The sequence below is a fragment of the Mycobacterium sp. ELW1 genome (genome assembly GCF_008329905.1).
In the GTDB taxonomy this organism is placed as follows: domain Bacteria; phylum Actinomycetota; class Actinomycetes; order Mycobacteriales; family Mycobacteriaceae; genus Mycobacterium.
Map to the genome: position 1 here is coordinate 5,575,462 of NZ_CP032155.1, position 23,324 is coordinate 5,598,785.

At 63.6% G+C, this 23,324-nt stretch carries 22 protein-coding genes; 8 read left to right on the forward strand and 14 right to left on the reverse strand.

Annotated features, from left to right (window positions below; genetic code table 11):
• Positions 1-14 precede the first annotated feature (14 nt).
• The 7 genes from D3H54_RS26760 to D3H54_RS26785 all read right to left on the reverse strand — a co-directional run bounded on the left by D3H54_RS26760 (position 15) and on the right by D3H54_RS26785 (position 7,363).
• Positions 15-1,502 carry an aldehyde dehydrogenase family protein gene (locus tag D3H54_RS26760; RefSeq protein WP_286199010.1) on the reverse strand — a complete coding sequence of 496 codons (1,488 nt, stop codon included), beginning with the start codon at positions 1,500-1,502 and terminating at the stop codon, positions 15-17.
• On the reverse strand, positions 1,448-2,254 hold the full coding sequence (locus D3H54_RS26765; protein ID WP_149382671.1) for an SDR family oxidoreductase: 807 nt from the start codon (positions 2,252-2,254) through the stop codon (positions 1,448-1,450). Before D3H54_RS26765 ends, D3H54_RS26760 begins: the two co-directional genes overlap by 55 nt.
• A 4-nt stretch (positions 2,255-2,258) precedes the next feature.
• Complete coding sequence (locus D3H54_RS26770) at positions 2,259-2,999, reverse strand: amidohydrolase family protein (RefSeq protein WP_353620060.1); 741 nt, start codon at positions 2,997-2,999, stop codon at positions 2,259-2,261.
• Complete coding sequence (locus D3H54_RS32270) at positions 2,942-3,439, reverse strand: hypothetical protein (protein ID WP_353620040.1); 498 nt, start codon at positions 3,437-3,439, stop codon at positions 2,942-2,944. Before D3H54_RS32270 ends, D3H54_RS26770 begins: the two co-directional genes overlap by 58 nt.
• A gap of 84 nt (positions 3,440-3,523) precedes the next feature.
• On the reverse strand, positions 3,524-5,644 hold the full coding sequence (locus D3H54_RS26775; protein WP_210419603.1) for an acetate--CoA ligase family protein: 2,121 nt from the start codon (positions 5,642-5,644) through the stop codon (positions 3,524-3,526).
• Entirely contained in the window at positions 5,637-6,890 is a 1,254-nt protein-coding gene (locus D3H54_RS26780; protein WP_149382673.1) for a cytochrome P450, read from the reverse strand. The genes D3H54_RS26775 and D3H54_RS26780 overlap by 8 nt, the downstream gene beginning before the upstream one ends.
• Positions 6,887-7,363, reverse strand: a complete 477-nt coding sequence (locus D3H54_RS26785) for a nuclear transport factor 2 family protein (protein WP_149382676.1) — start codon at positions 7,361-7,363, stop codon at positions 6,887-6,889. Before D3H54_RS26785 ends, D3H54_RS26780 begins: the two co-directional genes overlap by 4 nt.
• A gap of 172 nt (positions 7,364-7,535) precedes the next feature.
• Between D3H54_RS26785 and D3H54_RS26790 the strand changes: the two genes are divergently transcribed.
• Positions 7,536-8,660: an acyl-CoA dehydrogenase family protein gene (locus D3H54_RS26790; RefSeq protein WP_149382678.1), complete on the forward strand. Its 1,125-nt coding sequence runs from the start codon at positions 7,536-7,538 to the stop codon at positions 8,658-8,660.
• Positions 8,661-8,864: 204 nt separating this feature from the next.
• Here D3H54_RS26790 and D3H54_RS26795 read toward each other — a convergent pair whose 3' ends face one another.
• From D3H54_RS26795 to D3H54_RS26815, 6 genes are read right to left on the reverse strand one after another with little or no spacing between them, the layout of a single operon-like run.
• On the reverse strand, positions 8,865-9,608 hold the full coding sequence (locus tag D3H54_RS26795; RefSeq protein ID WP_149382687.1) for an SDR family NAD(P)-dependent oxidoreductase: 744 nt from the start codon (positions 9,606-9,608) through the stop codon (positions 8,865-8,867).
• Positions 9,601-10,029, reverse strand: coding sequence for a MaoC/PaaZ C-terminal domain-containing protein (locus tag D3H54_RS31945; protein WP_286199011.1), 429 nt, complete (start codon positions 10,027-10,029; stop codon positions 9,601-9,603). Before D3H54_RS31945 ends, D3H54_RS26795 begins: the two co-directional genes overlap by 8 nt.
• Positions 10,026-10,532 carry an FAS1-like dehydratase domain-containing protein gene (locus D3H54_RS31950; RefSeq protein WP_218566988.1) on the reverse strand — a complete coding sequence of 169 codons (507 nt, stop codon included), beginning with the start codon at positions 10,530-10,532 and terminating at the stop codon, positions 10,026-10,028. The genes D3H54_RS31945 and D3H54_RS31950 overlap by 4 nt, the downstream gene beginning before the upstream one ends.
• Entirely contained in the window at positions 10,529-11,791 is a 1,263-nt protein-coding gene (locus D3H54_RS26805; RefSeq protein WP_149382691.1) for an acyl-CoA dehydrogenase family protein, read from the reverse strand. The genes D3H54_RS31950 and D3H54_RS26805 overlap by 4 nt, the downstream gene beginning before the upstream one ends.
• Positions 11,791-12,768, reverse strand: coding sequence for a hydroxymethylglutaryl-CoA lyase (locus tag D3H54_RS26810; RefSeq protein ID WP_286199012.1), 978 nt, complete (start codon positions 12,766-12,768; stop codon positions 11,791-11,793). Before D3H54_RS26810 ends, D3H54_RS26805 begins: the two co-directional genes overlap by 1 nt.
• Positions 12,769-12,776: 8 nt before the next feature.
• Entirely contained in the window at positions 12,777-14,015 is a 1,239-nt protein-coding gene (locus D3H54_RS26815) for a CaiB/BaiF CoA transferase family protein (protein ID WP_149382695.1), read from the reverse strand.
• Between the two features lie 245 nt (positions 14,016-14,260).
• Between D3H54_RS26815 and D3H54_RS26820 the strand changes: the two genes are divergently transcribed.
• Positions 14,261-15,556 (forward strand): TetR-type transcription factor C-terminal domain-containing protein, encoded by a 1,296-nt coding sequence (locus tag D3H54_RS26820; RefSeq protein WP_149382697.1) that lies wholly within the window; start codon positions 14,261-14,263, stop codon positions 15,554-15,556.
• A gap of 54 nt (positions 15,557-15,610) precedes the next feature.
• On the opposite strand, the gene D3H54_RS26825 is transcribed toward D3H54_RS26820, so the two are convergent.
• A complete protein-coding gene (locus D3H54_RS26825) occupies positions 15,611-16,753 on the reverse strand; it encodes an acyl-CoA dehydrogenase family protein (RefSeq protein ID WP_149382699.1) in 1,143 nt (380 codons plus the stop codon).
• A gap of 417 nt (positions 16,754-17,170) precedes the next feature.
• On the opposite strand from D3H54_RS26825, the gene D3H54_RS26830 reads away from it, so the two are divergent.
• The 6 genes from D3H54_RS26830 to D3H54_RS26855 all read left to right on the forward strand — a co-directional run bounded on the left by D3H54_RS26830 (position 17,171) and on the right by D3H54_RS26855 (position 22,368).
• The gene (locus D3H54_RS26830) at positions 17,171-18,628 is read left to right on the forward strand and encodes a zinc ribbon domain-containing protein (RefSeq protein WP_149382701.1); all 1,458 of its coding nucleotides are present in this window, start codon (positions 17,171-17,173) and stop codon (positions 18,626-18,628) included.
• Position 18,629: 1 nt separating this feature from the next.
• A complete protein-coding gene (locus D3H54_RS26835) occupies positions 18,630-19,838 on the forward strand; it encodes an acetyl-CoA acetyltransferase (RefSeq protein WP_149382703.1) in 1,209 nt (402 codons plus the stop codon).
• A 160-nt stretch (positions 19,839-19,998) separates the two neighbouring features.
• Positions 19,999-20,631, forward strand: a complete 633-nt coding sequence (locus D3H54_RS26840) for a hypothetical protein (RefSeq protein WP_168214979.1) — start codon at positions 19,999-20,001, stop codon at positions 20,629-20,631.
• A 49-nt stretch (positions 20,632-20,680) separates the two neighbouring features.
• Positions 20,681-21,259 (forward strand): cytochrome c oxidase subunit 3, encoded by a 579-nt coding sequence (locus tag D3H54_RS26845; RefSeq protein WP_149383764.1) that lies wholly within the window; start codon positions 20,681-20,683, stop codon positions 21,257-21,259.
• 1 nt (position 21,260) lies between these two features.
• A complete protein-coding gene (locus D3H54_RS26850; RefSeq protein ID WP_210419604.1) occupies positions 21,261-21,527 on the forward strand; it encodes a cytochrome C oxidase subunit IV family protein in 267 nt (88 codons plus the stop codon).
• 82 nt (positions 21,528-21,609) lie between these two features.
• Positions 21,610-22,368 carry an SDR family NAD(P)-dependent oxidoreductase gene (locus D3H54_RS26855; protein WP_149382706.1) on the forward strand — a complete coding sequence of 253 codons (759 nt, stop codon included), beginning with the start codon at positions 21,610-21,612 and terminating at the stop codon, positions 22,366-22,368.
• The last annotated feature ends 956 nt before the right edge of the window (positions 22,369-23,324 follow it).

Genomic DNA, 23,324 nt, shown 5'->3' on the forward strand with positions numbered 1-23,324 from the left:
TGGCACCCTTCTGGTCACCGTTGGTTCGGCGCGTTCTGCACAGACTTCAGTTCGTAGAACTCGTTGAGCCCGTACACGCCGAGCTCGCGGCCGTTGCCGGACTGCTTGTAGCCCCCGAACGGCGCGAGCAAGTTGAAAAAGGAACCGTTGATGTCGACGGCGCCGGTCCGCAAGCGCCGCGCCACTCGCAGGGCGCGGTCAGGATCGGCTGACCATACGGCGCCCGCGAGGCCGTACTCGGTATCGTTGGCGATTGCGACGGCGTCGTCTTCGGTGTCATACGGCAGAATCGAGAGCACCGGTCCGAAGATCTCCTCGCGGGCGATACGCATGTCCTGTCGTACGTTGGAAAATGCGGTGGGCGTGACGAAGAAGCCCGGCGGCACGTCCTGCGGTTCGTCAAGACCGCCATATATGAGCTCGGCCCCCTCGGCCAGGCCGAGACGAATGTAGTCGCGGACCCTCTCACGCTGGGCTGCCGAGGCCAGCGGCCCCATCGTGGTGGCCGGATCGAGCGGGTCGCCGATTGTGTAGCTCGCCAGACGCGCCCGGACGAGGTCCTCGACCTCGCCCAGCCGCGATCGGGGTACGAGCATCCGGGTGAGCGCGGTGCAGGTCTGGCCGGTGTTGGTGAAACAGTTCGCCACTCCGACTTTGACGGCTTGAGCCAAGTCCGCGTCATCCAGGATGACGTTGGCGGACTTGCCGCCCAGCTCGAGCGCGACTCGTTTGACGGTGCGTGCGGCGACCTCGCCGATTCGTCGTCCCGCGGTGGTCGAGCCGGTGAAGGTGACCATGTCGACGTCGCGGTGATCAACGAGCTGTTCTCCCACGGTGGCGCCGCGGCCCGATACCAGGTTGAAGACTCCGGCCGGCAGACCAATCTCGTCGAGAATGTCGGCGACGACGAATGCGCTCAGTGGCGCCACCTCGGAGGGTTTCACCACGACCGTGCACCCGGTCGCTAACGCTGCAGCGACCTTGCCCAGCACCTGCTGCAGGGGATAGTTCCAGGCGGTGATCGCCGCGACGACGCCGATCGGTTCACGGATGATCAACGACTCGCCGAGTTGCTCCTGGAGCTGGAACCGCGTCATGAGGTCCCGGTAGCTCTCCAGGACCCGCCGGGGCAGTCCTACCTGCACCGCCCTCGATACCCGCAGCGGTGTGCCGATCTCGCGGCACAGTAGTTCGGTCAGGTCGTCAGAGCGTTCGTCGATGATGGCGGCTAAGCGTGTGAGGTAGCCGAGCCGGGTGTCCATTGCCGCCTGCGACCACGCCGGAAAGGCCCCGCGCGCAGCGGCTACCGCGTCATCGACCTCGTCGGATGTCGCATCGGGAATGCGCCCTAGGACGGCGCCGTTGATGGCGCAGTGTACGTCGATGCGGCCGCCTCGGGAAGGCCTCCAGTTCCCCGCAATGTAGACGGCGTCGCGCTCGCAAATGGTCATGAGGTCAGACCCGGGGTTTTTGCATGTAGTTTGCGCATCTTGGCGATCCATCCGTCGTAATCGGCCGCTTTGCCGCGGAAGTATTTTTCCACCAGCGGGTGGGTGAGGATAAGGAACTGCTCGGTCCGCATGCCTTCGACGACACAGTCAGCGGCCTCCTCGGCAGAGATTGCGCCGGCCACCGCGAACCACTCTCCCTGTGCGCCGCGCAGCATCGCGGTTCGGACGCCTTCGGCGACGATGCACGATACGCGAATTCCGCTGCTGCCGTAGTGGATTGACAGCCATTCCGTTAGGCCCAAGACGGCGTGCTTGCTGGTTGCATAGGGGGCGTTACCCAACGCCGTGAGAAGCCCTGCTGCGGAGGCATTTTGAATGAGGTAGCCAGTTCCGCGGTCAAGCATGTGCGGCAATACCGCGCGTGCCGCGTAGACCTGCGGCATGACATTGATGTCCCACACCTGTTGCCAGGCTTCGTTGGAGGCCCATGGGTTGCCGCGTTCATGCAGCGGCGCGACTCCGTCATGGGGTTCGCCCCATAAGACCCCGGCGTTGGAGACGAAAACGTCCACGCGGCCGAATTCTGCAAGGGTGGCGTTGACGAGGCCCTTGATCTGGGTCTCATCTGAAACATCGGTGACCACGCCCAGGGCGCCGATTTCGTCGGCAACCCGTGCGGTGCCGGCCGTATCGATGTCTGCGACAACCACCGAGGCGCCCAGGGCGGCGAACCGGCGGCACATCGCTTCGCCCATGCCCGCAGCACCGCCGGTGACGACGACGACTTTGTCTGCTGGCTCCACTCGCCTAGGCCAGCTTCGTGAGTTTCGCCGCGGTGTCCCACATGACTTTGCGCTCGGCGACCGGGTCGTTGAGTTCGGCGGCGACCTTCTCGTACTGCCGGGGTTCGGCCAATCCTTCAGGGTGCGGATAGTCCGATCCGAACAGTACGTGATCGATGCCCATGTGTTCGACGACGTCGAGCAGGTTGTCCTCCCAGAACGGGGCCACCCAAATGTGCTCGCGGAACTGCTCGACGGGATCTGAGGCGAAGTAGCCTGGCCGTTGGAAGCCCGCTCGGTTGAGCCCGGCAACCGAGAGCGGCAGGAACTCGGCGCCGTTCTCCACCGAGGCGACCTTGAGGTTGGGGAAGCGCTCAAAGAGCTTGTCGCACGTCAGGGCTGCCAGATAGTTGGCGATCGCACGCTCGTGGCCCACGGCGATCTGCAGCGGGGAGGCGATGTCGCCGATGATGTTGGTGCGGTGCTGGACGTATTTGTCTAGGCCTGATCCGCCGACCTCGCCGACGTGCACGACCACCACGGCGCCGGCTTCCTCGAGGCGGGCCCAGATTGGGTCGAAGGCCGGGTCGCCGGGCGAACGCCAGCCGTCATTGGTGTAGGTCGCCTGGGCGCGCACCACGAAAATTCGAGCGTCGTTAGCCAGCCCGTGTTCGATCTCACCGATGGTGGTTGGGATGTCGGCGAAGGTCAGGTAGGGCGAGCTGAAGATGCGGTCTCTGTAGTTGTAGCCCCAATCGTCGAGCAGCCAGCGGTTGAATGCCTTGAATGCTTGCGCGGCGGCGGGGGGTCGAACTGTAGTCCCTCCTCGTAGCCCATCGCCAACGAGGGCAGCATCCAAATCGCTTGTAGACCTTGCTCATCCATCTTGACCAAGCGGTCGTCGCGGTTGCGGTAGTGGCTCGGAATGGGCTCGCGTTCGGAGAGGATGTCCAGAAGTGAGCGCTTGTGCGGGTTGCCGCGGAAGTATTCGGCCATGACTCCGGGCTTGACGATGGGGTCGAAGGTGGGGTTGGTCACGGTGTTGTCGATCTTCCCGCCAACGATCTGGCGGGTACGGCCGCCGATCACCGCTGTTTGCACCGTGCGTTCGCGCCACTCTTTGGGGCAGTGCCGGGTGAAGGCGTCGAGCGGCTCGTAGTAGTGCTGGTCGACGTCCAGGACGGGAAGTTGATCGATGTCGGTCATGTGGTCCTCCAAAATTCGGCGTTCATCAAAATGCGCTCACAAGGAGCAACGCAGGCACAAGCACGCAGTATGCACCTAAATCTACTAAGATTTTGGTGTCGAAACAAGGGGTGATGATTCGGCGCAGACGCACAGCGCGTCGACGATCGCGCCGCCCCGAGTGTTCACGATTGCAGGATTGACCTCGATCTCTGTGAATTCACGTGTGTCGAGCAGGTCGCCCATCCGATTCAGCGTCTCGGCAATCCATGCCTCGTTCACGGCGCTTCCGCCTCGGAAACCGAAGAGCAATTCGGCGAGCCGCAGCCGGCTCAGGGCCTGATGCAAGGAGTCAGGGTCGCACGGCAGCGGGACGTGTTCCACGTCGCGGTACACCTCGACGGCAGCGCCGCCGACTCCCACGGTGCCGAACACACCGAGACCTTCGGCGGCGCGTACGGTCAAGATGAGCTCCACCCCGGCGGTCACCATTTTCTGCACGAGCCACGTTGGGTTTGCGGCCTCATCGCTGGTGGACATCCGTGATACCGCGTCCTCGACTTGAGCGGCAGTGGACAGGTTGACTGCCACCAAGCCCAGCTCGGTGCGGTGCGTGATGTCCTCAGCGGCAGACTTCACAACCACCGGGAAGCCCAGCGCTTCGGCCGCGTGGGGTGCAGACGTGCTGTCGCACACCGTCATCGGGGCAATATCCAAACCATGGTCGGCCAGCAGTTGAAGCGCTCGCCCACCGCCGATCGTCACCGCTGCTGATGGCGACTGCCCGGCGGACGCGGGCGCGGAGTTAAGCACCTGACCAGGCCCGAGGAGCGCGCCGACGAGTCGCCCCAGGTCCGAGGGGCGCTGGGCCACCAGGACGCCGGCCGCGCGCAGCTGGTGGATGTAGGGGTCGACCGCGCGCCCCCCGTACCACAGCACCACGCACGGTTTGCCCGTCTTGGTCCCGACCGCGAGGATGTCGGCCACACTCTGGGAATTCCACCCGCGCGCTCCCATCGGCAGCGGAACGCAGACCACCTCCACGGCGGGATCCTCAGCGACGGCCATCAAATACCCGCCGAAGTGAACGGGCATCGAGCCTGGCCCTACGTCGAGCGGATTGGGGATGGCAGCGAAGCTGGGTAACTGGGCTTTGAGCCGCGCAGCGGTGGACTCGCCCAGCGCGGGAAAGACCACTCCGGCGCTGGATAGCTGTTCGGTAGCCAATACCGCCATACCGCCGGAGTAGGCGACCATCCCCCATTGCCGCGGGAACGTGCGATGCCGCGGCGGGGTCATCGCTCCCAGCACCCACAGATCGTCGGGGTCGTCGACCACGGTCACCTCGAGCGCCCGCAGCAGTGCCAGCTCCAGCCCTCCTCGGCCGATGATCTTGCCGGTGTGGCTCGCCGCGGCCTGCTCACCCGCCGCGGTACGGCCACCCAGATAGGTGATCAGCCGTTTGCCGGCGGCGTGCAATTCGCTCACCGCTGCCGAAAAGCGGCGGCCGTCGCGAATCGATTCCATGTACAGGGCAACGGTGTGTACCTCAGGGAGCCCCGCGAAATAGGAGATGAAGTCGGGGATGTCCATGTCGCGCTGGTTACCGGTGCTGACGATATGGGAGATGCCGACCTCGGCGTCGCGAGCTCGCTCCACGATGGTGCTGCCGATCGCGCCGCTCTGAGCGATCACCGCGATACCCCCGGCGGCGATGGGAACACCTTCGGTAAGAACCGACGTCATGCTCATCGCAAGGCCGGTGCGCACGTTGACAAGTCCGGTGCTGTTAGGCCCGACGATACGAATTCCCTTGTCGGCGGCGAAGTCGAGCAGGCTACGCTCCAGTTCGTGGCCGGTCTCGCCCATGTCGGCGAATCCCGCCGTCAGGATCAGGGCCTGCCGCACACCCACGTCAGCGCATTCGGCCAACACGTCTTTGACCGAATGGGCCGGCACCGCAATGACGACGACGTCAGGCACCGTGGGCAAATCGCGCAGGGCGGCAAACGCCGGAACGCCGTCAACTGAGTCTGCCGAGGGATGGATCACCGAGACCTGACCGGTGTACCCGTAGACCTTCAGGTGTTCGAGGACCGCCCGACCGCCGGCCTTGTAGGCCTGGCCGGAACTGGTCGATACACCGACAATGGCAACCGAGGCCGGTTCCAGGAACAACTTGGCGACGTCGGCACGAGGGGCGAGGATAGCCATAGTTTCAGTCACGCTCGGTCCTGAAGGGCAACGTGATCAGGCTGCGCGTCTGGCCACCGTGGGCAGCAAGCCGAGCGTCGTCGGGAACGGAGAACCTTGGCATTTTCTTGAAGATCTCCTCGAAGGCGATGTTCAGCTCGAGCCGCGCTAAGTGGGAGCCCACGCAGCGGTGGTTACCGGCGCCGAAGACCATCGATTTGGCGGGGTTTCGGTCGATCACCAGTTGATCGGCCTCTGGGAAGACGTCTTCGTCGCGGTGCGCGGACGCCAGCGGTATGACGACGCGATCGCCGGGATGTAGTTCAACCCCGCCGAGCACCGTCTGTTCAGTCACGGTACGGCTGCCGTGAACAATCGGCTCGTAGCGCAGGAGTTCGTCGATCGCGGTCGGAATCAACGACGGGTCAGCGGCGATTCTGTCTTGCAAGTCGGGTCGACGGGCAAGGTGCAGGAAGCTGAAACCGATTGCGGTGGAAACAGTATCGAGTCCGGCCAACACCATCACGTAGGCGAAGTTCAGAATTTCGCGGTAGTCAAGCTTGCGCGCCCCAGGCATCTCCGCGGTCGTCAAGAAGGAGATGATGTCGTCGCCAGGGTTGGTCAGGCGGTCGTCGAGGAGCTCACGCAGAAAATTGTTGAGCGCCTTTCCTGCCTCGAGTCTCGCGGCGGTCTGAGCCTCCACATCGCCGTGCTCAACACCATTGGTGGTGGTGTGCAGGATGGTGCTGGCCCAGCTGCACAACTGATCACGTTGAGCCGCATCAGAATCCAATCCCACCAAGCGCAGGAACACCGAGCTCGGATACGGCTCGGCAAATTCCTTCATGAAATCGAATTCCCGCTTGGCGACCATGGCGTCGACAAGCTCAGCCGCATATCGGCGAACTTCGTCGGCGATATGCTCGATCGCCCGAGGGCGGAACAGGGGGTCGATGATCGTCCGGTAGCGGCGATGCTCCGGCGGATCGACCTCCAGGGGAATCAGCGCCCGGGTGTGGCCCGGGGTGGGAGGAGTGTCAGCTGGCCACGACGAGAAGACTTGCGCGTTATGAAGGACCGTGGAGATGTCGTCGTACTTGCTCACCACGTAGAATCCGCCGTAGTTATCCGTATGCGCTACTGGGCATTTGGCCCGAAGCGCCGCGTAGTCCGGATGCGGGTTGAGGGCGAAATGCGGATCGTAGTGGTCGTATTCGTGGCCCAGTGCCTGCAACGCCGTGCAATGCCCTGGTTGTTCCCCGTGCTGATGTTCGCTCACGTGAGCGCACCTCGATTCGTTTGAGATGTGTTGGACGACAACTGCCCAGAGGGCGGGCAGCCCCCGCTCGGGTCGGCGGACTCGCGGCACAGCTCCGTCAGCGCGCCGGGATCTTTGTAGTGCACGTCGACGCGGACGATCTTGTCTCCGCTTAGCCGGTAAATGTCGACACACTCGACGGGCATGCTGCGACCGGTTCGCCGCGAGGTGAACGTGCCGTGCACAACCACCGCGACCCAATCGTTAGCCCCGGCGATCTCTGGCGGATCCAGCTCCACACGAAAGTCGCGACCAACGTTGCCCAGCAGCTGCCGGAAGCCTTCGCCGCCCACGTAGTCGCCGCCGAACGGCAAGCTCGCGGACTCAGAAAATACGTTGGCATCGTCGAGTAACGCGATGCAAGCGTCGAGGTCGCCGCTCGCCAGTGAAGTGGTGAACCGTCGCACCAGCTCCACGCCGTCTCCGTCAGACACCTGCGCCCACCTCTCTTGGCGTATCCCCGCGTGGCCCGCTCAACCCGTGCCCGTCACTTTTTTCTACACAGATTTTGGTAATAAGTCAACGCTCAGTAGGGATATTGCGGCTATTCCGGGGCGCAATAGTCTGTGCTAACTTAGAATCCACATCGAGGACGGGAGAACACCGTTGACGTTCGCGCTCTCCGACGAACAGCAGCAACTGCAGCAGACCGTCCGCAAGTTCTGTGAGGCCAAGTCACCGATAGCGGAGGTCCATCGGTTGATGGACACCCCCGACGGCTTCGACGCCGCGGTGTGGTCCCAGATGGGCAGTGAACTTGGCCTGCCGTCGCTCGCCATACCGGAGCGATTCGGAGGAGCGGGCTTTTCGTTGGTTGAGTTGTGCCTGGTCATGGAGGAGATGGGCCGCGCGCTGCTGTGCGCCCCGTTCTTCTCCTCAATTGCCTTGGGAGCGCACGCGATTCTGGAGTGCGGTACCGATGAGGACTGCGAGCGCCTGCTGCCGGGTATCGCGTCGGGAGAGGTTCGAGCCGCACTGGCGTTCGCCGAACGAACCGACGCGTGGACGCCATGGGAAGCTGACACCGAAGCTACTCCAGACGGTGCGATCTATCGGCTACGGGGAACGAAGACCCTCGTTGTCGATGGGCATACCGCCCAACTGATTGTGGCCTCGGCGCGCCGAACCGATTCCGGCACGGTATCTCTGTTCACCGTGGAGGCCACCGAAGCGGAGGGCCTGCGGCGCACGGCGATACCGACGCTGGACATGACCCGCCAGGTGGCTGAGGTGGCGTTCGACGACACACCGGCCCGACTCTTGGGCAACGTCGAGGAGGACAGCACCGAAGCGCTGGGGCGCACTTTGCAGCGGGCGGCGGTCTGTCTGGCTGCCGAACAGCTCGGCGGTGCCGCATATTGCCTGGACGTCTCGGTCGACTACGCGAAGGTGCGCACACAGTTCGGGCGGCCTATCGGCAGCTTCCAGGCCATCAAGCATCGGTGCGCCGACATGTTGGTCGACGTGGAATCCGCCCGCTCGGCCGCCTACTATGCAATGACCGCGATCATCGAGGGCTACGACGAGGCACTGGCGTCGTCGCTGGCCTACGCACATTGTTCAGAGGTATTCGCTTCTGCGGCAAGCGCTATGGTCCAAATCCATGGCGGCGTCGGATATACCTGGGAACACCCCGCGCATCTGTATCTGAAGCGAGCCAAAGCATCTGAGGCCTTGCTGGGCGGCGTCGGCTACCACCGTGAGGTCATCGCTGCAGCGATGAATATCTGAGCCGTCTGCTGAGCTTCGCTTCGAGCGGGGTCAGTGACTGCTGGTGCCCACGGGCCGGTGCTTGGGGTGGCTGTCCCCGAAGAGAATCCGGTCGCTGTGGCAGAGAGTGCAGGACGGTCCGATCGTGGCTCTCCCGCTCCGAAACGGCCGGTCACACACCCCAGGCCGACCGCCGACAGATCGGGAATGAGAACAACTCGGCGATCAGACTGAATAGCCGCCATCGACCCGAAGGGTTTGTCCGGTGACGTAGGCCGCTCCAGGCCCGGCGAGGAACGCCACGACGTCGGCCAACTCAGCGGCCGAACCGAATCGCCGCATCGGAATCGCGCGCCGGGCCGCCTCCAGTGCCTGTTCGTGATAGTCGCCGCTAGCGATGAGGTCGTCGAGGATGCCGGCCGCGATGACGCCCACCCCTACGCAGTTGGCGCGCACCCCATTCTTGCCCTCTTCGGCGGCGATGGCCCGGACCAACTGTTCCACGGCGGCTTTGGGGCAGGCTGATAGGAGATCTCGGGTGGCGTACCGCAGCAACGCGGTCGTCACCAGGGCCACGATCGAACCCCGACTGACGCGCAACGGTTGGATCGAGGGGCGCAGCAGGTTGAAGCAGGCCACCGCATCGGCCGATAGTTGATGAGCGAACTGCTGCGGCGTGATTTGGGCGGTATACCCCATCGGGATTGGGGGGCCCGCGGCATAGACCACCGTGTCTAGCCGCGGCATCCGCTCCACCAGCGCGGCCGTGGCATCGGCGTCAGTGAGGTCGAGCTGGTGCACCGATGCCTCGGCGCCGGCCGAGCGCACACCGTCGGCGGACTGGGACGCGGCTTCGGGGTTATGCCGGTAGGTCAGGGCGACGTCGAAGCCGTCGCAGGCCAGGGCGTGGCAGATCGCAGATCCGATCCCACCACTGCCGCCGGCGACCAGGGCTAGCGGCCTATCCATCCGGCGGGCCTTGGGCCTGCAGTTGTGCATAACCGGTCATGACCGACTCACCGTGCTGGTTGAGCGTCGATAGCTCTAGGTCAACGGTGCGCGATCCGTGACGGTCGGTTATGGCACTGACCGTGGCGATCGAAGTCAGGGTGTCGCCAGGCCAGACTTGTCGCCGGAACCGCACCCCGAAACCACGCAGCTCGGCGTCCTCGATCCAGTCCGTTATCACCTTTGCGGTCAGGCCCATGGTGAGTTGACCGTGGGCGATGACGCTGGGATAGCCGGCCACTTCGGTGGCGTACACCTCGTCGGTGTGCAAGGGGTTGTAGTCGCCAGATGCACCGGCGTACATCACGATTTGGGTGCGTGACAGCTGCTCTACGACGACTGTCTCATGTCGATCGCCGGTCGATAATTCGATGAGCTTCACGGTGCCACCGCTCTTTCGGTGATTACTCGTACCCGGCGGGCGGTGACCGCGATCTCCCCCCGCTGATTGACGAAGCGGGTGATCTCCTCGGAGAAGGACAGGGTTCCACCGCGCGGGCTGTGTTTCTCCCAGGTCCGGCCCGCTTGGCGGGAGACGGTCAACACGTCGCCGGGGCGCACCGAGGTGTGAAACTCGTAGTGCTGCTCGGCGTGAAGGCTTGTTCCGGCTCCCGACGACGGCGGGGCGAAACCGGGACCACGGCCCGAGCCGTTCCAGGCGACACCGGGCTTGGGGCGGTAGGGCCATTCCGGGTCGAACTGCGCGGCTGCTGCGACGAACGTCGGCGGGGCCACCACGCCTCCCCGGCGGCAAGTGAGCTCATCGTCGTCGTCGAAGTAGACGGGATTGTCGTCGCCCAGCGCCCGGGCGAACATCTGGATGTGCCCACGCTCAACCGGGAATTGGAAGGCGTCGGTATTGGGTGCCATGCCCTTGGAGCTCATCGCGGCTGGGTCTCCTGCACTCGGGGCTCGCGGGGAAGTCCGAGTACCTGCTCGCCGATGATGTTGCGTTGCACCTCGCTGGTGCCGGCATAGATGGTGCCCGAGTGAGCGACCAGAAAGGTGTCTTGCCATCGTCCCAGGCGGTAGTCGGGTCCGGGTGGGCGCAGAATGGCTGACGGGCCGGCGATCGCCAGAGCCAGCGCCCCCAGCCGTAGGTGATATTCGCTCCACCCCAATTTCCAGGTGGACATCTGCCGGCCGGGCTGGCCGCCGGCCTCGACCTCGGCCACCGTCCGTTGCCAGCTGCTGCGCATGATCGCGACCTGGGTTTTGGCCCAGGCCAGCTCGCGCCGCACCCACGGATCACGGGCCCGGCCCTGCTGTCGCGCCAGGTCGACGAGTTGTTCGAGTTCACGTTCGCGGGCCTGCAGGACCATCGTGGTCGCGCGACCGGCTCCCCCCCGCTCGAATCCGAGGGTGGACTGGACGACCTGCCAGCCCCGGCCGAGACCGCCGATCACCCCAGACAGGGGTGCCTCGGTGTTGTCGAAGAACACTTCCGCGAATTCCTCGGCGCCGGTCAACTGCCGGATCGGGCGGACCTCGACACCGTTGTGGCCCGGGGTGAACTCGGTGATCGCGTAGGACAACCCGCGGTGTTTGGCCGCGGTGGGATCGGTGCGGCACAGAACGAAGATCATGTTGGCCGTGGTGAACCTCGAGGTCCACACTTTCTGACCGGTGATTAAGAGCCGATCACCCTGCACCACGGCGCGGGTGCGTACCGATGCGAGGTCCGATCCCGATCCGGGCTCGGAGAACCCTTGGCAGTAGCGGTGTTCCCCCGAGATGATCCGCGGCAGGTAATAGGCTTTTTGTTCCTCGGTGCCGTGCAGAATGATCGACGGTCCGACCATCGACTCGCCCTGCACCCGGTCGACCCGCGGGACACCGGCGCGGTAGAACTCCTCGTCGAGGACGGTCATCTGCGGTGTGTCCCAACCACGTCCGCCATATTCGGTCGGCCACGCGGGGCAGATCAGCCGCGCCTCGGCGCAGCGCCGTTCCCACTCCTGAAAGACGGGGTCCGCGTGTGCCGCGGCGAGGTCGGATTCACTCTGCAGGCTGCTCACCGAGCCAGGCAGGTCGGCGCGCAGCCGCCAATCAATTAAATCCGTCAGGCCGGCGGGGGCGTTGTCGGCGATCCAGCCGCGCAACGCGTTCCGTAGCTCGCTGAGGGGCACGTCGAGATTTCCCATCAACTGACCGCCACCCCTTCGGCGGCGGGCGCCGACTGCTGTTGCCGGTCATTGCCCGCCAACGCGCGCACCGCACGGGATACGCATGGCTTTCCGAGACGTTCGGCCATCCAGAGGCTTGTCGATACGAGCTGCGCTAAGTCGATGCCTGTCGCGATTCCCAGGCCCTCCAACATCCACACCACGTCTTCGGTGGCCAGGTTGCCTGCCGAGCTGTCCGCGAACGGACAGCCGCCCAACCCACCTGCCGAGGAGTCCACCGTGCTGACGCCTGACTGCAATGCCGCGAACACATTGGCCAGCGCTTGCCCGTAGGTGTCGTGAAAGTGCACGGCGATCGCGTCAACGTTGATGCCCGCCGCCACCACCGCGTCGATGAGGGTTCGGACCTGGCCGGGTGTTCCGACTCCGATCGTGTCGCCCAGCGCTAGCTGATCGCACCCCAGGTCCATCATTCGCGTCGCGACATCAACCACTTGTTCAACCGCAACCGGACCCTCCCAGGGATCCCCACAACACATGGAGACGTAGGCGCGCACGCTGACGCCGGCCTCTCGCGCCCGCTGCACCACCGGGGCGAACATCGCCAACGACTCGTCGATGCTGCGACCCAAGTTGCGGCGGGAGAACGTTTCAGTCGCGCTGGCGAACACAGCGATGTCGCGAACTCCGTGGTTTAACGCTCGATCAAGTCCGCTGACCGTTGGAACCAGCACCGGGTGACGTCGGCCTGCGTCCAGATCTAGTCCGTCAATCACCTTTTCGGCGTCGGCGAGCTGCGGGACGCGGCCCGGGTGCACGAACCCGGCCGCCTCGATGGTCTGCAGGCCGGCGGCGCCCAATCGTTGGATGAACTCAATCTTGGTATCTGCTGTGATGACGGCTTTTTCGTTTTGCAGACCGTCTCGCGGCCCGACCTCGTAAATGGTCACCCGGGTGGGCAGTGCGGTTAACGGCACGGGGCTGGGTGCACGCATCACCATGGTCAGATGACGCCACGCTCGTGAAGCGCTGCCACATCGGCTGCGCTATAACCGATTTCGGCAAGGACTCCTTCGGTGTGTTCACCCAGGGCGGGTGCCGGCCGTGTGATGTCGAAGGGTTGGCCGCTGACCGGGGCGGGCCAGCCCGTGCTGGTGTAGGGACCGGCCACCGGATGATCGGAGTGGTGGATGATCTCGCGAACGAGCAGATGGGGGTCGCTCAACGCGTCGGTCTTGGAGTTCGCCGGACACAGCGGGATGTCGTGCACCCGGGCGATGTCCATCCATTCCGCGGCGGTGCGGGAACGGAACACCGGGATCAGCTCGTCGAGAAGGTCGGCCTTGCCGCCGTCCGCGAAGTCCACGGCGAACGTCTTGTTCTGGGCGTCGAGCAGGTCCTCGCGCTCGATCGCCCGGCAGAAGTTCTCCCAGAACTTGTGCTCGATAGCAGCGATGAGCACGATCTTGTCGTCTTTGGTCTGGTAGTAGGTGTACTTCGGGCGTCGCCGCGGATCGAGCCCGACCGGCGGTGGGGGGTTGCGCCGATCGGTGATGCGGTCGCGATTCCATGCCAGCACCGCGTCCAGGCTCTGGTTGGCCAGCACCGCGTCGGCACCTGCAGCGTCGATGTAACAGCCCTGTCCGGTCGTGTCTCGGTGTCGCAGTGCAGCCACGGCGGTGAGGGCGGCGTAGAGCGCAGTCGACAACGGCCCGTCGATCGAGCCGGAAAAATACAGTCCCTGGGGATTGACCACCTCAGTGACCACACCGTCATCGGACACCCGAAGCTGTGACTGTCCGGCGACCGCGCCCATCATGTAGCCGTGGACGGGGATTTGACTGTAGCTGCCGCGGGTGCCGAACCCGTTGGCCTGGCAATAGATGATGTCGGGCTTGCTCGCTCGCTGCGCGGGGTACCCGATACCCAGTTTGTCGCAGGCGTCACCGGCGAATCCATCCACGAAGATGTCGGCGGTCTTGAGCAGTTCGAAGAAGACTCCGCGTCCCTCATCGCATCGGAGGTTCAGTTCGACGCTGCGCTTGTTGCGATTACAGAACAGGTGAAACACGCTGTTCTGGTCGGTGATGCGGTCACCCAGCTCGCGCAGGTAATCGCCGGTCCCCGGTCGCTCGATTTTGATGACGTCGGCGCCGAGATCGCCAAGCAGCCTGCTGGTCTGGTCACCCGTGGGCAGCATCGCGCATTCGAGTACGCGGATACCTTCCAACAGCTTGATCATGTGGCGTAGCGCTCCTTTCAGCGGCTCCACCCGAGCCCGAAGAGTTATTCTAACCTAATTCAGATTAGAGTCAACCGCGCATCAGACACCCGCCACGCTGGCGAGCCCCTCGCTGTACAGCAAAGAAACCCACGATGCGGCGATAATCACTGCACCGCAATCTCCTGCAATGGCCAAAACTCGCATAGAATCGTCTGCGATGACGATGGCCCGCAAATGGGAACCAAGGAGCGTGTTGTTCACAGATGGCTAATCGACGAACCCGCCCCGGGAAGAAGGCCGTCGCGACCCGGGCCCGCATCCTGGACTCCGCCGCCCTCATTTTCCGCAACAAAGGTTACGCGGGCACCCGGTTGTCTGATGTCGCGGCCGCGGCCAACACCCAAACCGGCAGCCTCTATTACCATTTCCCGTCACGCGAACAACTCGTCGAAGAAATGCTTCGCGTCGGTCAGGAACGCACCAGCGGCTTCGTCCGGCGACGCGTCGCCGGGCTGCCTGAGGACGCCCCCGATCTCGACCGGCTCCGCGAAGCCATCTCCGCGCACCTCGACTCGGTTCTCGAGATCGGTGATTACACCGCGGCAACAATTCGGATTATCGGGCAGGTGCCGGAAGAGATTCGCAAACGCCGTATTCATGAGCAGCGTGAATACGGCGAGTTCTGGCGCTCACTCGTCGACAATGCCCGGAAATCGGGGCAGTTCCGCTCGGACCTTGACGGTTCCACACTGCGCCTGCTGCTGCTCGGCGCAATCAACTCGGTGCCCGATTGGTTTCACCCCCGAGACGGCGGGATGTCGACCGCCGAGCTCAAACAGCAGGTGGATTCCTTATTCCTCGACGGCCTGGCCGTGCATCGGCAAGCCACCCGCTCAATCGACGAGGATCTCGCCGCCTACACGCGGGCCGAGGAACAAGTCCTGCGTGACGGCAGCAGCGAACACGTGAAGGCCGAAGGGGCCCAACGGATCCTCGACGCAGCCGCCGACGTTTTCCGAGACAAAGGTTACGCCGGTACTCGCTTAGTCGACGTCGCGGAGGGCGCCGGCATCCAGACCGGCAGCATGTATTACTACTTCAAGTCCCGCGAGGATTTGGTCCTGCAGATGGTTATGGTCGCCTGGAAACGCACCGACGATCTGGCCCGCCTGAGTGTGGCCTCGCTGCCGGCCGGGGCCACCGCACTGACACGCCTGTCCACCGCTTTGACAGCCCACCTGATGTCGGTGTTGCGCAACACGACGTACACCTCAGCGCTCGTCCGCATCCTGGGCCAGATCCCCGACAGTGTTCGTGAGCAGACAGTCGCCTATCAGCGGGCCTACCTCGATTATCTTCGCGGGCTGCTCGAGGATGCCATCGCCTCCGGCGAAGTCAGAAGTGATGTTGACCCTGCGGTCACCACCATGCTGATCACCGGCACATTGAACTGGGCGGTCGAGTGGTACCAGCCGAGCGGCGCATTATCGCCCGAGGACCTGGCTCGACAGGTCGCCAGTCTTGTTTTCGACGGGGTAACGGAGATCACGCCTACGTGACCATCCCGGCGCAGGAACGTCATCCCGTTACCCCGTCTTACTGCCAATAGGGTGCTAGACCCCCAAGTCGCGCCCGATGATGTCTTTCATGATTTCGGTGGTACCTCCGAAGATGGTCTGGACACGGACATCGACGTAATCTTTGGCCACTTTGTATTCGTTCATGTAGCCGTAGCCACCGTGCAGCTGCACGCACGCGTCGACAACCTTCTTGGCCAGCTCGGTGCACCACCACTTGGCCTTCGCGGCCTGGACAGCATCCAAATCGCCGTCCACCACACCGCGTAGACACCGGTCGAGAAACTGCTCGGCTATGTCCAACTCGGTGTCCAACTCGGCAAGCACAAACCTGTTGTGCTGAAAACTTCCGACGGGCTGCCCGAAGGCCTTGCGGTCCTTGGCATATTGCAGCGTTTGCCGCCACGTCTCCCGCGCTGCGGCCACCGCGCCCAAGGCGATGGACAGCCGCTCAGCGGGCAGGTTGTGCATGAGATGGTAGAAGCCCCTGTTCTCCTCGCCCAGGAGGTTTTCGCCGGGCACACGCACATTGTCGAAATGCAGTTCGGCTGTGTCCTGGGCGTGCAGGCCCATCTTGTCGAGCTTGCGGCCGCGGCTGAATCCCGGCATATCACGCTCGACGACCAGCAGTGAAAATCCCTTATGTCCCGCCTCGGGGTCGGTACGAGCCACCACGATCACCAAGTCAGAATTGAAGCCCGCCGAGATGAAGGTCTTCGAACCAGACAGAATCCAGTCGTCGCCGTCGCGGACGGCGGTGGTTCGTATCCCGGCCAAATCGCTGCCAGCGCCCGGCTCGCTCATCGCAATCGCGCCGATGATCTCGCCGGTGACGTAGCCGGGCAGCCAGCGTGCCCGCTGCTCTTCGTTAGCAAGCGATTTGAGGTAGGGGGCAACGATGTCGTTCTGCAGATTCAGCGCCGGGGTCGCGGAGCCGAACTTGGCAAGTTCCTCGACGATCACCGCATTGAAGCGGAAGTCGTCAGTGCCGCCGCCGCCATACTGCTCCGGCAGATTGAAGCCGATGAGACCGTACTTGCCAGCTTCGGTGTAGGCCGAACGGTCCACGAGCCGATCGCGTTCCCACTTCTCGGCCTGAGGTGCCACGACCTGGTCGATGTACACGCGCGTTGTTTCGCGCAGCTGCTCGTGTTCGGACTCGAAAATCAGTCGCTTCATTCAGCGTGCCTTTCAGTAGTGACGTGGTTATCGGTCACATATGCGCGTGTCGGTCGCCTCGGCCCTTCGGCGCTTGCCGCGACGGCGCCCTGTCGCTGGCAGCAGTCACAGGGTGCGGTCGATACGCCCAGCCCGCGGTAGTCGCTGGGGGCACTGATGTTTCACAGCGTCGGGCAACTGCCCGCCAGGTGCCCATACGATGCCACGCGACGACGAATCGTGTTGAGTACCAAACCGATACGCCTGATCGGGGAAGCGCGGGCGCGGCGCTGAGGTTCACCAGACCAGCTCGGCAGGACCGTCGATACTCGCCCTGGGTCCGCCACCCTGAGGGCCGGCCCGGGGCCTCTGCTCCTCCCTTCGCCATCGGCGCACACGCGGTTGAATCCTAACCAGAATTAGATTAGATTCTACCGCATGTCGAATTTCTCGGGGCGCGCCGTCCGGGGCGTGGTGGGATGTGCGGCCTACCTGCCCCACTACCGCCTGCGCCACAGCGAAATCGGATCCGTCTTAGGCGGTGCGCAGCCGGCCGGCACGCGGTCGGTGGCGTCCTACGATGAGGACACCACGTCCATGGCTGTGGAGGCGGCGAGGGCGGTACTGCGCGGTCTCAGCCCTGTGGTGACACCGAAACGGCTGTATTTCGCCACCACCGAGCCCGCCTATCTCGACAAGTCCAATTCGGCGATCATCCACGCCGCGGTCGGTCTTCCCCGCGACGCCCTCGCTGTGGACTTCGGCGGCGCTCCCCGCTCGGCGGTCGGCACACTGCTGGCAGCCGCTGATTCAACTGACGGCGTCTTGGCTGTGTTTGCAGACATTCGTTCCGGACTGCCCGGCAGCGCCGACGAGAAGCAAGGCGGGGACGCAGCCGCGGCGGTCCTGTTCGGTCCCGAAACCGAGGACGCACCTGTCCTGGCCGAACTGGTCGCCACCGCCTCAGTTACTGACGAATTCCTTGATCGGTGGCGCACTCCGGGCGCTACGACCTCGCGGGTATGGGAAGAGCGCTTCGGCGAGCATGTGTACGTTCCGTTGGCCATGGAGGCGTTTTCCGCTGCACTCAAGCAAGCCGACCTGACTGGCGATTCAATAGATCACCTCATCGTGTGCGGGTTGTCGGTGCGGGCCAACCGCCAATTTGCAGCGAACAGTGGTGTGCCGCGTGATGCCGTGGCCTCCGACCTGACCTCAGCGATCGGTAACTCAGGAACCGCCCAAGCCGGCGTTCTTCTTGCCGACGTGCTCGAACGTGCCAAGCCGAACGAGGTGATCGCGGTGGTCGTCTTGGCTGATGGCGCATCGACGCTGCTGCTGCGCACCACCGAAGCCCTCGGACGCCGGCGATCGCAAAGTCCCACTGTCCGCGCGCAAATTCGTTCCGGGGACGACTCGTTGAGCTATGCGACGTTTCTGACCTGGCGCGGAATGCTGCGCCGAGAACCACCGCGCCGGCCCGAGCCCGATTCGCCCGCGGGGCCGCCGAGTCATCGGTCGGAGGGCTGGAAGTACGGCTTTGTCGGCTCCCGCTGTGAGGAATGCCAGACCGTGCACTTGCCGCCCGCGCGGATTTGCTTCCACTGCGGCTCCGCTGATCGCATGCGTGCCCAGCCGATGGCCGATATTCCCGCGCGGGTGGCGACCTACACCATCGATCGCCTTGCCTACACTCCGAGCCCACCGATGATCGCCACCGTTGTCGACTTCCACGGCGGCGGCCGCTTCCGATGCGAACTCACCGACAGTGGGCCGGCAGTCGCGATCGGCGACGAAGTCGAAATGACGTTTCGGCGGTTGACCACATCGGAGACCGGCGTACACAACTACTTCTGGAAAGCGCGCCCAGTCCGCCACCAGACTGAGGAGAGCTGAGATGGCCGCGCACGGAATTTGCGACCGGGTCGCGATCGTCGCGATGGGGTGCACCGACTTCGGCGAACATTGGGATCGCTCGGGCGACGATCTGCTGATCGACGCGGTCACCGCCACCACCAGCGCCGCGGTACGGCTGGCCGATATTGATGCGTTCTGGCTGGGTACTTACACATCGGGCTTGTCCGGATTGAGCTTGAGCAGGCCGCTGCGGCTGCACGGCAAGCCGGTCACCCGCGTGGAGAACATGTGCGTCACCGGATCAGAGGCACTGCGCAATGCGTCCTATGCCGTGGCCAGTGGCGCCTACGACATCGCCATGGCGGTCGGCGTCGAGAAGTTGAAGGACTCCGGATTTTCCGGCCTTCTGCGACCCTCAATACCCTCCGACGGCACCGGGGGCACCCTCGGAACCACCAGCGCCCCAGCTAATTTCAGCCTCCTCGGGCCGGCCTACGCGCAAAAGTACGGCGTTGATGCCGACGAACTCAAAGAAGTCATCACTCGCATCGCCTGGAAGAACCACCACAACGGGGCCCGCAACCCGCGCGCACAATTCCGCAAGGAAGTGTCCGCTGACACGATCTCCTGCTCGCCGCTGGTTGCCGGTCAGTTGGGAGTGTTCGACTGCTCCGGCGTCTCCGATGGTGCGGCCGCCGCAATCGTCGTGCGCGCCGAAGATGCCCACAAGTACACCGACAGGCCGCTCTACATCAAAGCCCTGTCGTTGGTTGCCGGGGCTGCCGACGGCAATGTCGATCCCGCATATGACTTCACAACGTTCCCCGAAGTCGTAGCGTCGGCCCGCAATGCCTACGCCGAGGCGGGGATCACCGACCCGTCGCGCGACATCGCCATGGCAGAAGTCCACGACTGCTTTACCGTCACCGAGCTGGTCCTCATGGAAGACCTCGGGTTCGCCGAGCGGGGCACTGCATGGAGAGCAGTGCTGGACGGAGTGTTCGACCTCGATGGCTCGTTGCCGGTGAATCCAGACGGAGGGCTCAAAGCGTTTGGCCACCCGGTCGGAGCCAGCGGGCTGCGCATGCTCTTCGAATGCTGGTTGCAGCTACGCGGCGAGGCCCCGGCAAACCGCAGGATCACCACGCTCGACTCCGGCAAGACCATCGGGCTTACCCACAACCTCGGCGGTGGGCCCGGAGAATGCGTGTCCTTCGTATCACTCGTCGGTACCGAACCCAATGGCTGACCGGAATCGACGTGATGTCAGCGTCAACCAACAGTGGGTAGCGCGTGTTATGCAGTGCGCTGTTGACGCCGGCGGCCGGTAACCGATGAACGCGAGAACTCAACGCTGGTGCGCGTGGTGCGGTCCCGTGATGACTGTCGTATTCTTCATCGGCTTTGGCGTGATCGCCCGCTTCATACCGCCGCCGCACCCAGCGCTTAGCGCCGGTGAAATTGCGGACCTCTACCGTGGCCATTCGATCCGGATTCGGGTGGGAGTCCAGCTCGCGATGTGGGCGGGGGTCCTCTGTGTGCCATGGGTGATGGCCGTCGGGCTTCAGCTGAAGCGGATCGAGGGTCGCTTAGCGCCGCTTTCCTATGTCCAGATCGGCCTCGGGGTGTTGCTGCCACTGGAATTCATTGTGCCACTGTACTTTTTCCAAACCGCGGCCTACCGCCCCGGGCGGTCGGATGAAGTAATCCAAGCGCTGAATGACCTCGGGTGGCTGCCGTTCACCGGTCTGGTCTACACAGTCGTCGCCCAAGCGATCGTGGTCGGTGTCGCCATATTGTCCGACACCAGCGCGACACCGGTCTTTCCCCGCTGGGCCGGCTACTTCAGTATCTGGGCAGGAGTTGCGATGACACCGGCAAGTCTCGACGTATTCTTCATCGACGGCCCGCTGGCGTGGAACGGAGCGATCGCCTGGTGGTTGCTTCTGATCACCTTCTTCGTGTGGTTCATCGGGATGACTGTGGTGACATTGCAGGCCATCACCACCCACGAGGCGCAGTTCACGGCATCGAATCGTTGAGCGGTCGAAAACTGTGGCGTTGACCGAAAGAGAGGGCGCGGCAACCCAGGTGGCGCCCGCGTCCAGCCGAACACGGAGAATTCCAGGCGAGGCTGGAATTTGGGTCTTCATATTCGGAGATCTTGTCGTGTTCGCCTACCTTTTCGTGGCGTACCTTCATTACCGCAGCGACAACCCGGATAGCTTCGCCGCCGCTCAACACCACCTCAATGTCGACTTGGGCGTCGTCTACACCTTGTTGCTGTTGACGAGTTCACTGTTCGCAGTCTTGGCGCTACGGCGGATACGAGGGGGCCGAGCGACCGCCGCGTCACGTCTCGTCATCGCGACGATCGGCTGCGGACTCGCATTTGTCGCCCTGAAGGTAACCGAGTACCACTCGAAGGTGGCAGCTGGGATCACCCCGGGCGCCAATCAGTTCTACTTGTTCTACTACCTCTTGACTGGCTTGCACCTGGTCCACGTAATCATCGGCCTTGGCGTGCTCACCTTCCTGCGTTGGCTAGCACGACGCGCAACGTACCTCTCCGCGCTGCAGCTATCGTTGGCTGAAGGATGCGCATGCTTTTGGCATATGGTCGATGTGCTGTGGCTGGCCATCTTCCCGCTGCTTTATCTGGTGAAGTGACGTGCGCAGCGTTTACCGAGACCCCGTCATCGTCGTGTGGATTGCGTTGGCGCTAGCGACATTTCTGTCCTGGTGGCTATCCACCGAAGAGGCATCGGACGGAAGACTCATTGCGGTGATCATCCTGATCGTCGCCGGGGTGAAGATCAGGCTCGTCGGTCTCTATTTCATGGAACTGCGCGATGCACCGGCTCTTCTCCGCGGAGCGTTCGAAATCTACGTCTTCGTCCTCTCCGGCGTTCTCGCCGGCTACGTAGCGGTGACCTGATCAAAATCAGGCGGCACCGTCAGGTGTCCGGCCTGTCGGCCAACGCAAACAGCCAACCGAAACAGAAAGGAACCGAGCAACAATGGAGCTTGAGGGCAAAAATGCGATCGTAGTTGGAGGCGCGTCGGGCTTTGGCCGAGCGACCGCCCAGGCACTGGCCCGACGTGGTGTGAATGTCGCCATACTGGACCGGCCTGACAGCGCTGGCCAGGAGGTCGCTGACAGCCTCCACGGGCGCTTCTACGAGGCCGATGTAACGGACTTCAGCGGGACCGAGCGCGCGCTGCAACGAGTGGTCGAAGCCCGAGGTGGGGTGCACATCGCGGTGACCACGGCAGGGGGTGGCTCGGTCATGCGGACCTTGACCAAGAACGGCCCCCATGATCTTGAAGTCTTCCGTCAGATACAGGACCTCAATACGGTAGCCACGTTCAACGTAAGCCGGCTGGCGGCATTCCATATGAGCACCAACGCATCTGAGGATGATGAACGCGGCGTCATCATCAACACGTCGTCGATCGCTGCGTTCGAAGGTCAGATCGGCCAGATCGCCTATTCGGCCTCTAAGGCCGCCGTTGCAGGGATGTGCCTGACTATGGCGCGCGATCTCGGTAATCTCGGCATCCGCGTCCTGGCCATCGCCCCGAGCCTATTCGCCACCGGCATCACCGCAGACATCCCCGCCGACATGGCCGAAAGCCTGACCAAGGACGCCGCGTTTCCGAAACGCCTAGGGCGACCTGACGAATACGCCAAACTGGTCCTTGCGATTATCGAGAACCCAATGCTCAACGGCCAGTGCATCCGCTTGGACGCGGGCCAACGGTTCGCTCCGAGATAAGGGCTAGCCCGAATGCGTAGCCGAGTGTTCTTTGCACTACGGCCGAATCTGTGCGCGTGGCCTCCGCGCACCTGGCAGACGCCAGTTCACCGCCAGTCGAGAACGCCTTCAAGCGGTGATCGCCCCGTGCCCACCACTGGTGGCGTGGACGCGGGCTGGCCACTCTGCGCGTCGATGCCCCGGCGGGTCCCTTCATCGCTTGCCGCGCAGCAGTGCCGCGGGTGCCCCGACACAGGAATTCCAGGAGATCCGCATCAGGGAGCCGCGAGCTGTCCGACACTACTCCGTGAAACTCAAAGGAAGAGGTAGCGCTATGAAGCGCACGATTATTGGGCGAACGCTCTCGTTGAGCGGCATTGTCTGTGTGGCAGTACTTCTCGGTATCATCCTCATCACACGATTGCTGCCCGTGTGGTCGCCTCTATCCTGGCGGCCGTGTCCCCGATCGCAGACTCAAGCAGCTCGTCGGTGACGAATCGATCTGACGCGGAGCGAATTTCGCTGGGGCTGCCCGCCGGTGTTGCGGGCCCGGATCCAGATACATTCCTCGGCGACGTTCTGACGGGTTGGCGGCGGGCGCGGCCTGACCACCATCGAACCGCCCAATGCACCAACCCTGGCTTGCCACACCACCGCAATCACGGTGTTAACATCACCGTCGGACGAATACGTCCCAGCTTGATACCGCCGATATCCAATGAAGGTGCAGAGGCTCCGCCATTCTGAGCGTCGCGCGCGGCGTGAGGTGGTGGATGCTACACGGGTTGATACGCCGGGCGTGGCTATCACCGCGCGGAGCCCCTGAAGGAATCCGAGGAAGTAACTAAGTTCTTTGCTGGCGTCGTAGTCATGCTCGGATGCACGGCACAACTCCTTCGCTCGATGCTTCGCGGCAACCCGCACTCTGGCCCGTGGGCTCGACCGATAAATCGTATATACATATAGATATCTTGCCA

What these genes read in the sequence shown, in the direction of transcription:
- D3H54_RS26760 (WP_286199010.1), bottom strand. Translation starts at nt 1,502, where the DNA reads ATGGATCGCCAAGATGCGCAAACTACATGCAAAAACCCCGGGTCTGAC.
- D3H54_RS32270 (WP_353620040.1), bottom strand. Translation starts at nt 3,439, where the DNA reads ATGACCGACATCGATCAACTTCCCGTCCTGGACGTCGACCAGCACTAC.
- D3H54_RS26795 (WP_149382687.1), bottom strand. Translation starts at nt 9,608, where the DNA reads ATGGATAGGCCGCTAGCCCTGGTCGCCGGCGGCAGTGGTGGGATCGGA.
- D3H54_RS31950 (WP_218566988.1), bottom strand. Translation starts at nt 10,532, where the DNA reads ATGAGCTCCAAGGGCATGGCACCCAATACCGACGCCTTCCAATTCCCG.
- D3H54_RS26805 (WP_149382691.1), bottom strand. Translation starts at nt 11,791, where the DNA reads ATGGGAAATCTCGACGTGCCCCTCAGCGAGCTACGGAACGCGTTGCGC.
- D3H54_RS26810 (WP_286199012.1), bottom strand. Translation starts at nt 12,768, where the DNA reads ATGCGTGCACCCAGCCCCGTGCCGTTAACCGCACTGCCCACCCGGGTG.
- D3H54_RS26815 (WP_149382695.1), bottom strand. Translation starts at nt 14,015, where the DNA reads ATGATCAAGCTGTTGGAAGGTATCCGCGTACTCGAATGCGCGATGCTG.
- D3H54_RS26820 (WP_149382697.1), top strand. Translation starts at nt 14,261, where the DNA reads ATGGCTAATCGACGAACCCGCCCCGGGAAGAAGGCCGTCGCGACCCGG.
- D3H54_RS26825 (WP_149382699.1), bottom strand. Translation starts at nt 16,753, where the DNA reads ATGAAGCGACTGATTTTCGAGTCCGAACACGAGCAGCTGCGCGAAACA.
- D3H54_RS26830 (WP_149382701.1), top strand. Translation starts at nt 17,171, where the DNA reads ATGTCGAATTTCTCGGGGCGCGCCGTCCGGGGCGTGGTGGGATGTGCG.
- D3H54_RS26835 (WP_149382703.1), top strand. Translation starts at nt 18,630, where the DNA reads ATGGCCGCGCACGGAATTTGCGACCGGGTCGCGATCGTCGCGATGGGG.
- D3H54_RS26855 (WP_149382706.1), top strand. Translation starts at nt 21,610, where the DNA reads ATGGAGCTTGAGGGCAAAAATGCGATCGTAGTTGGAGGCGCGTCGGGC.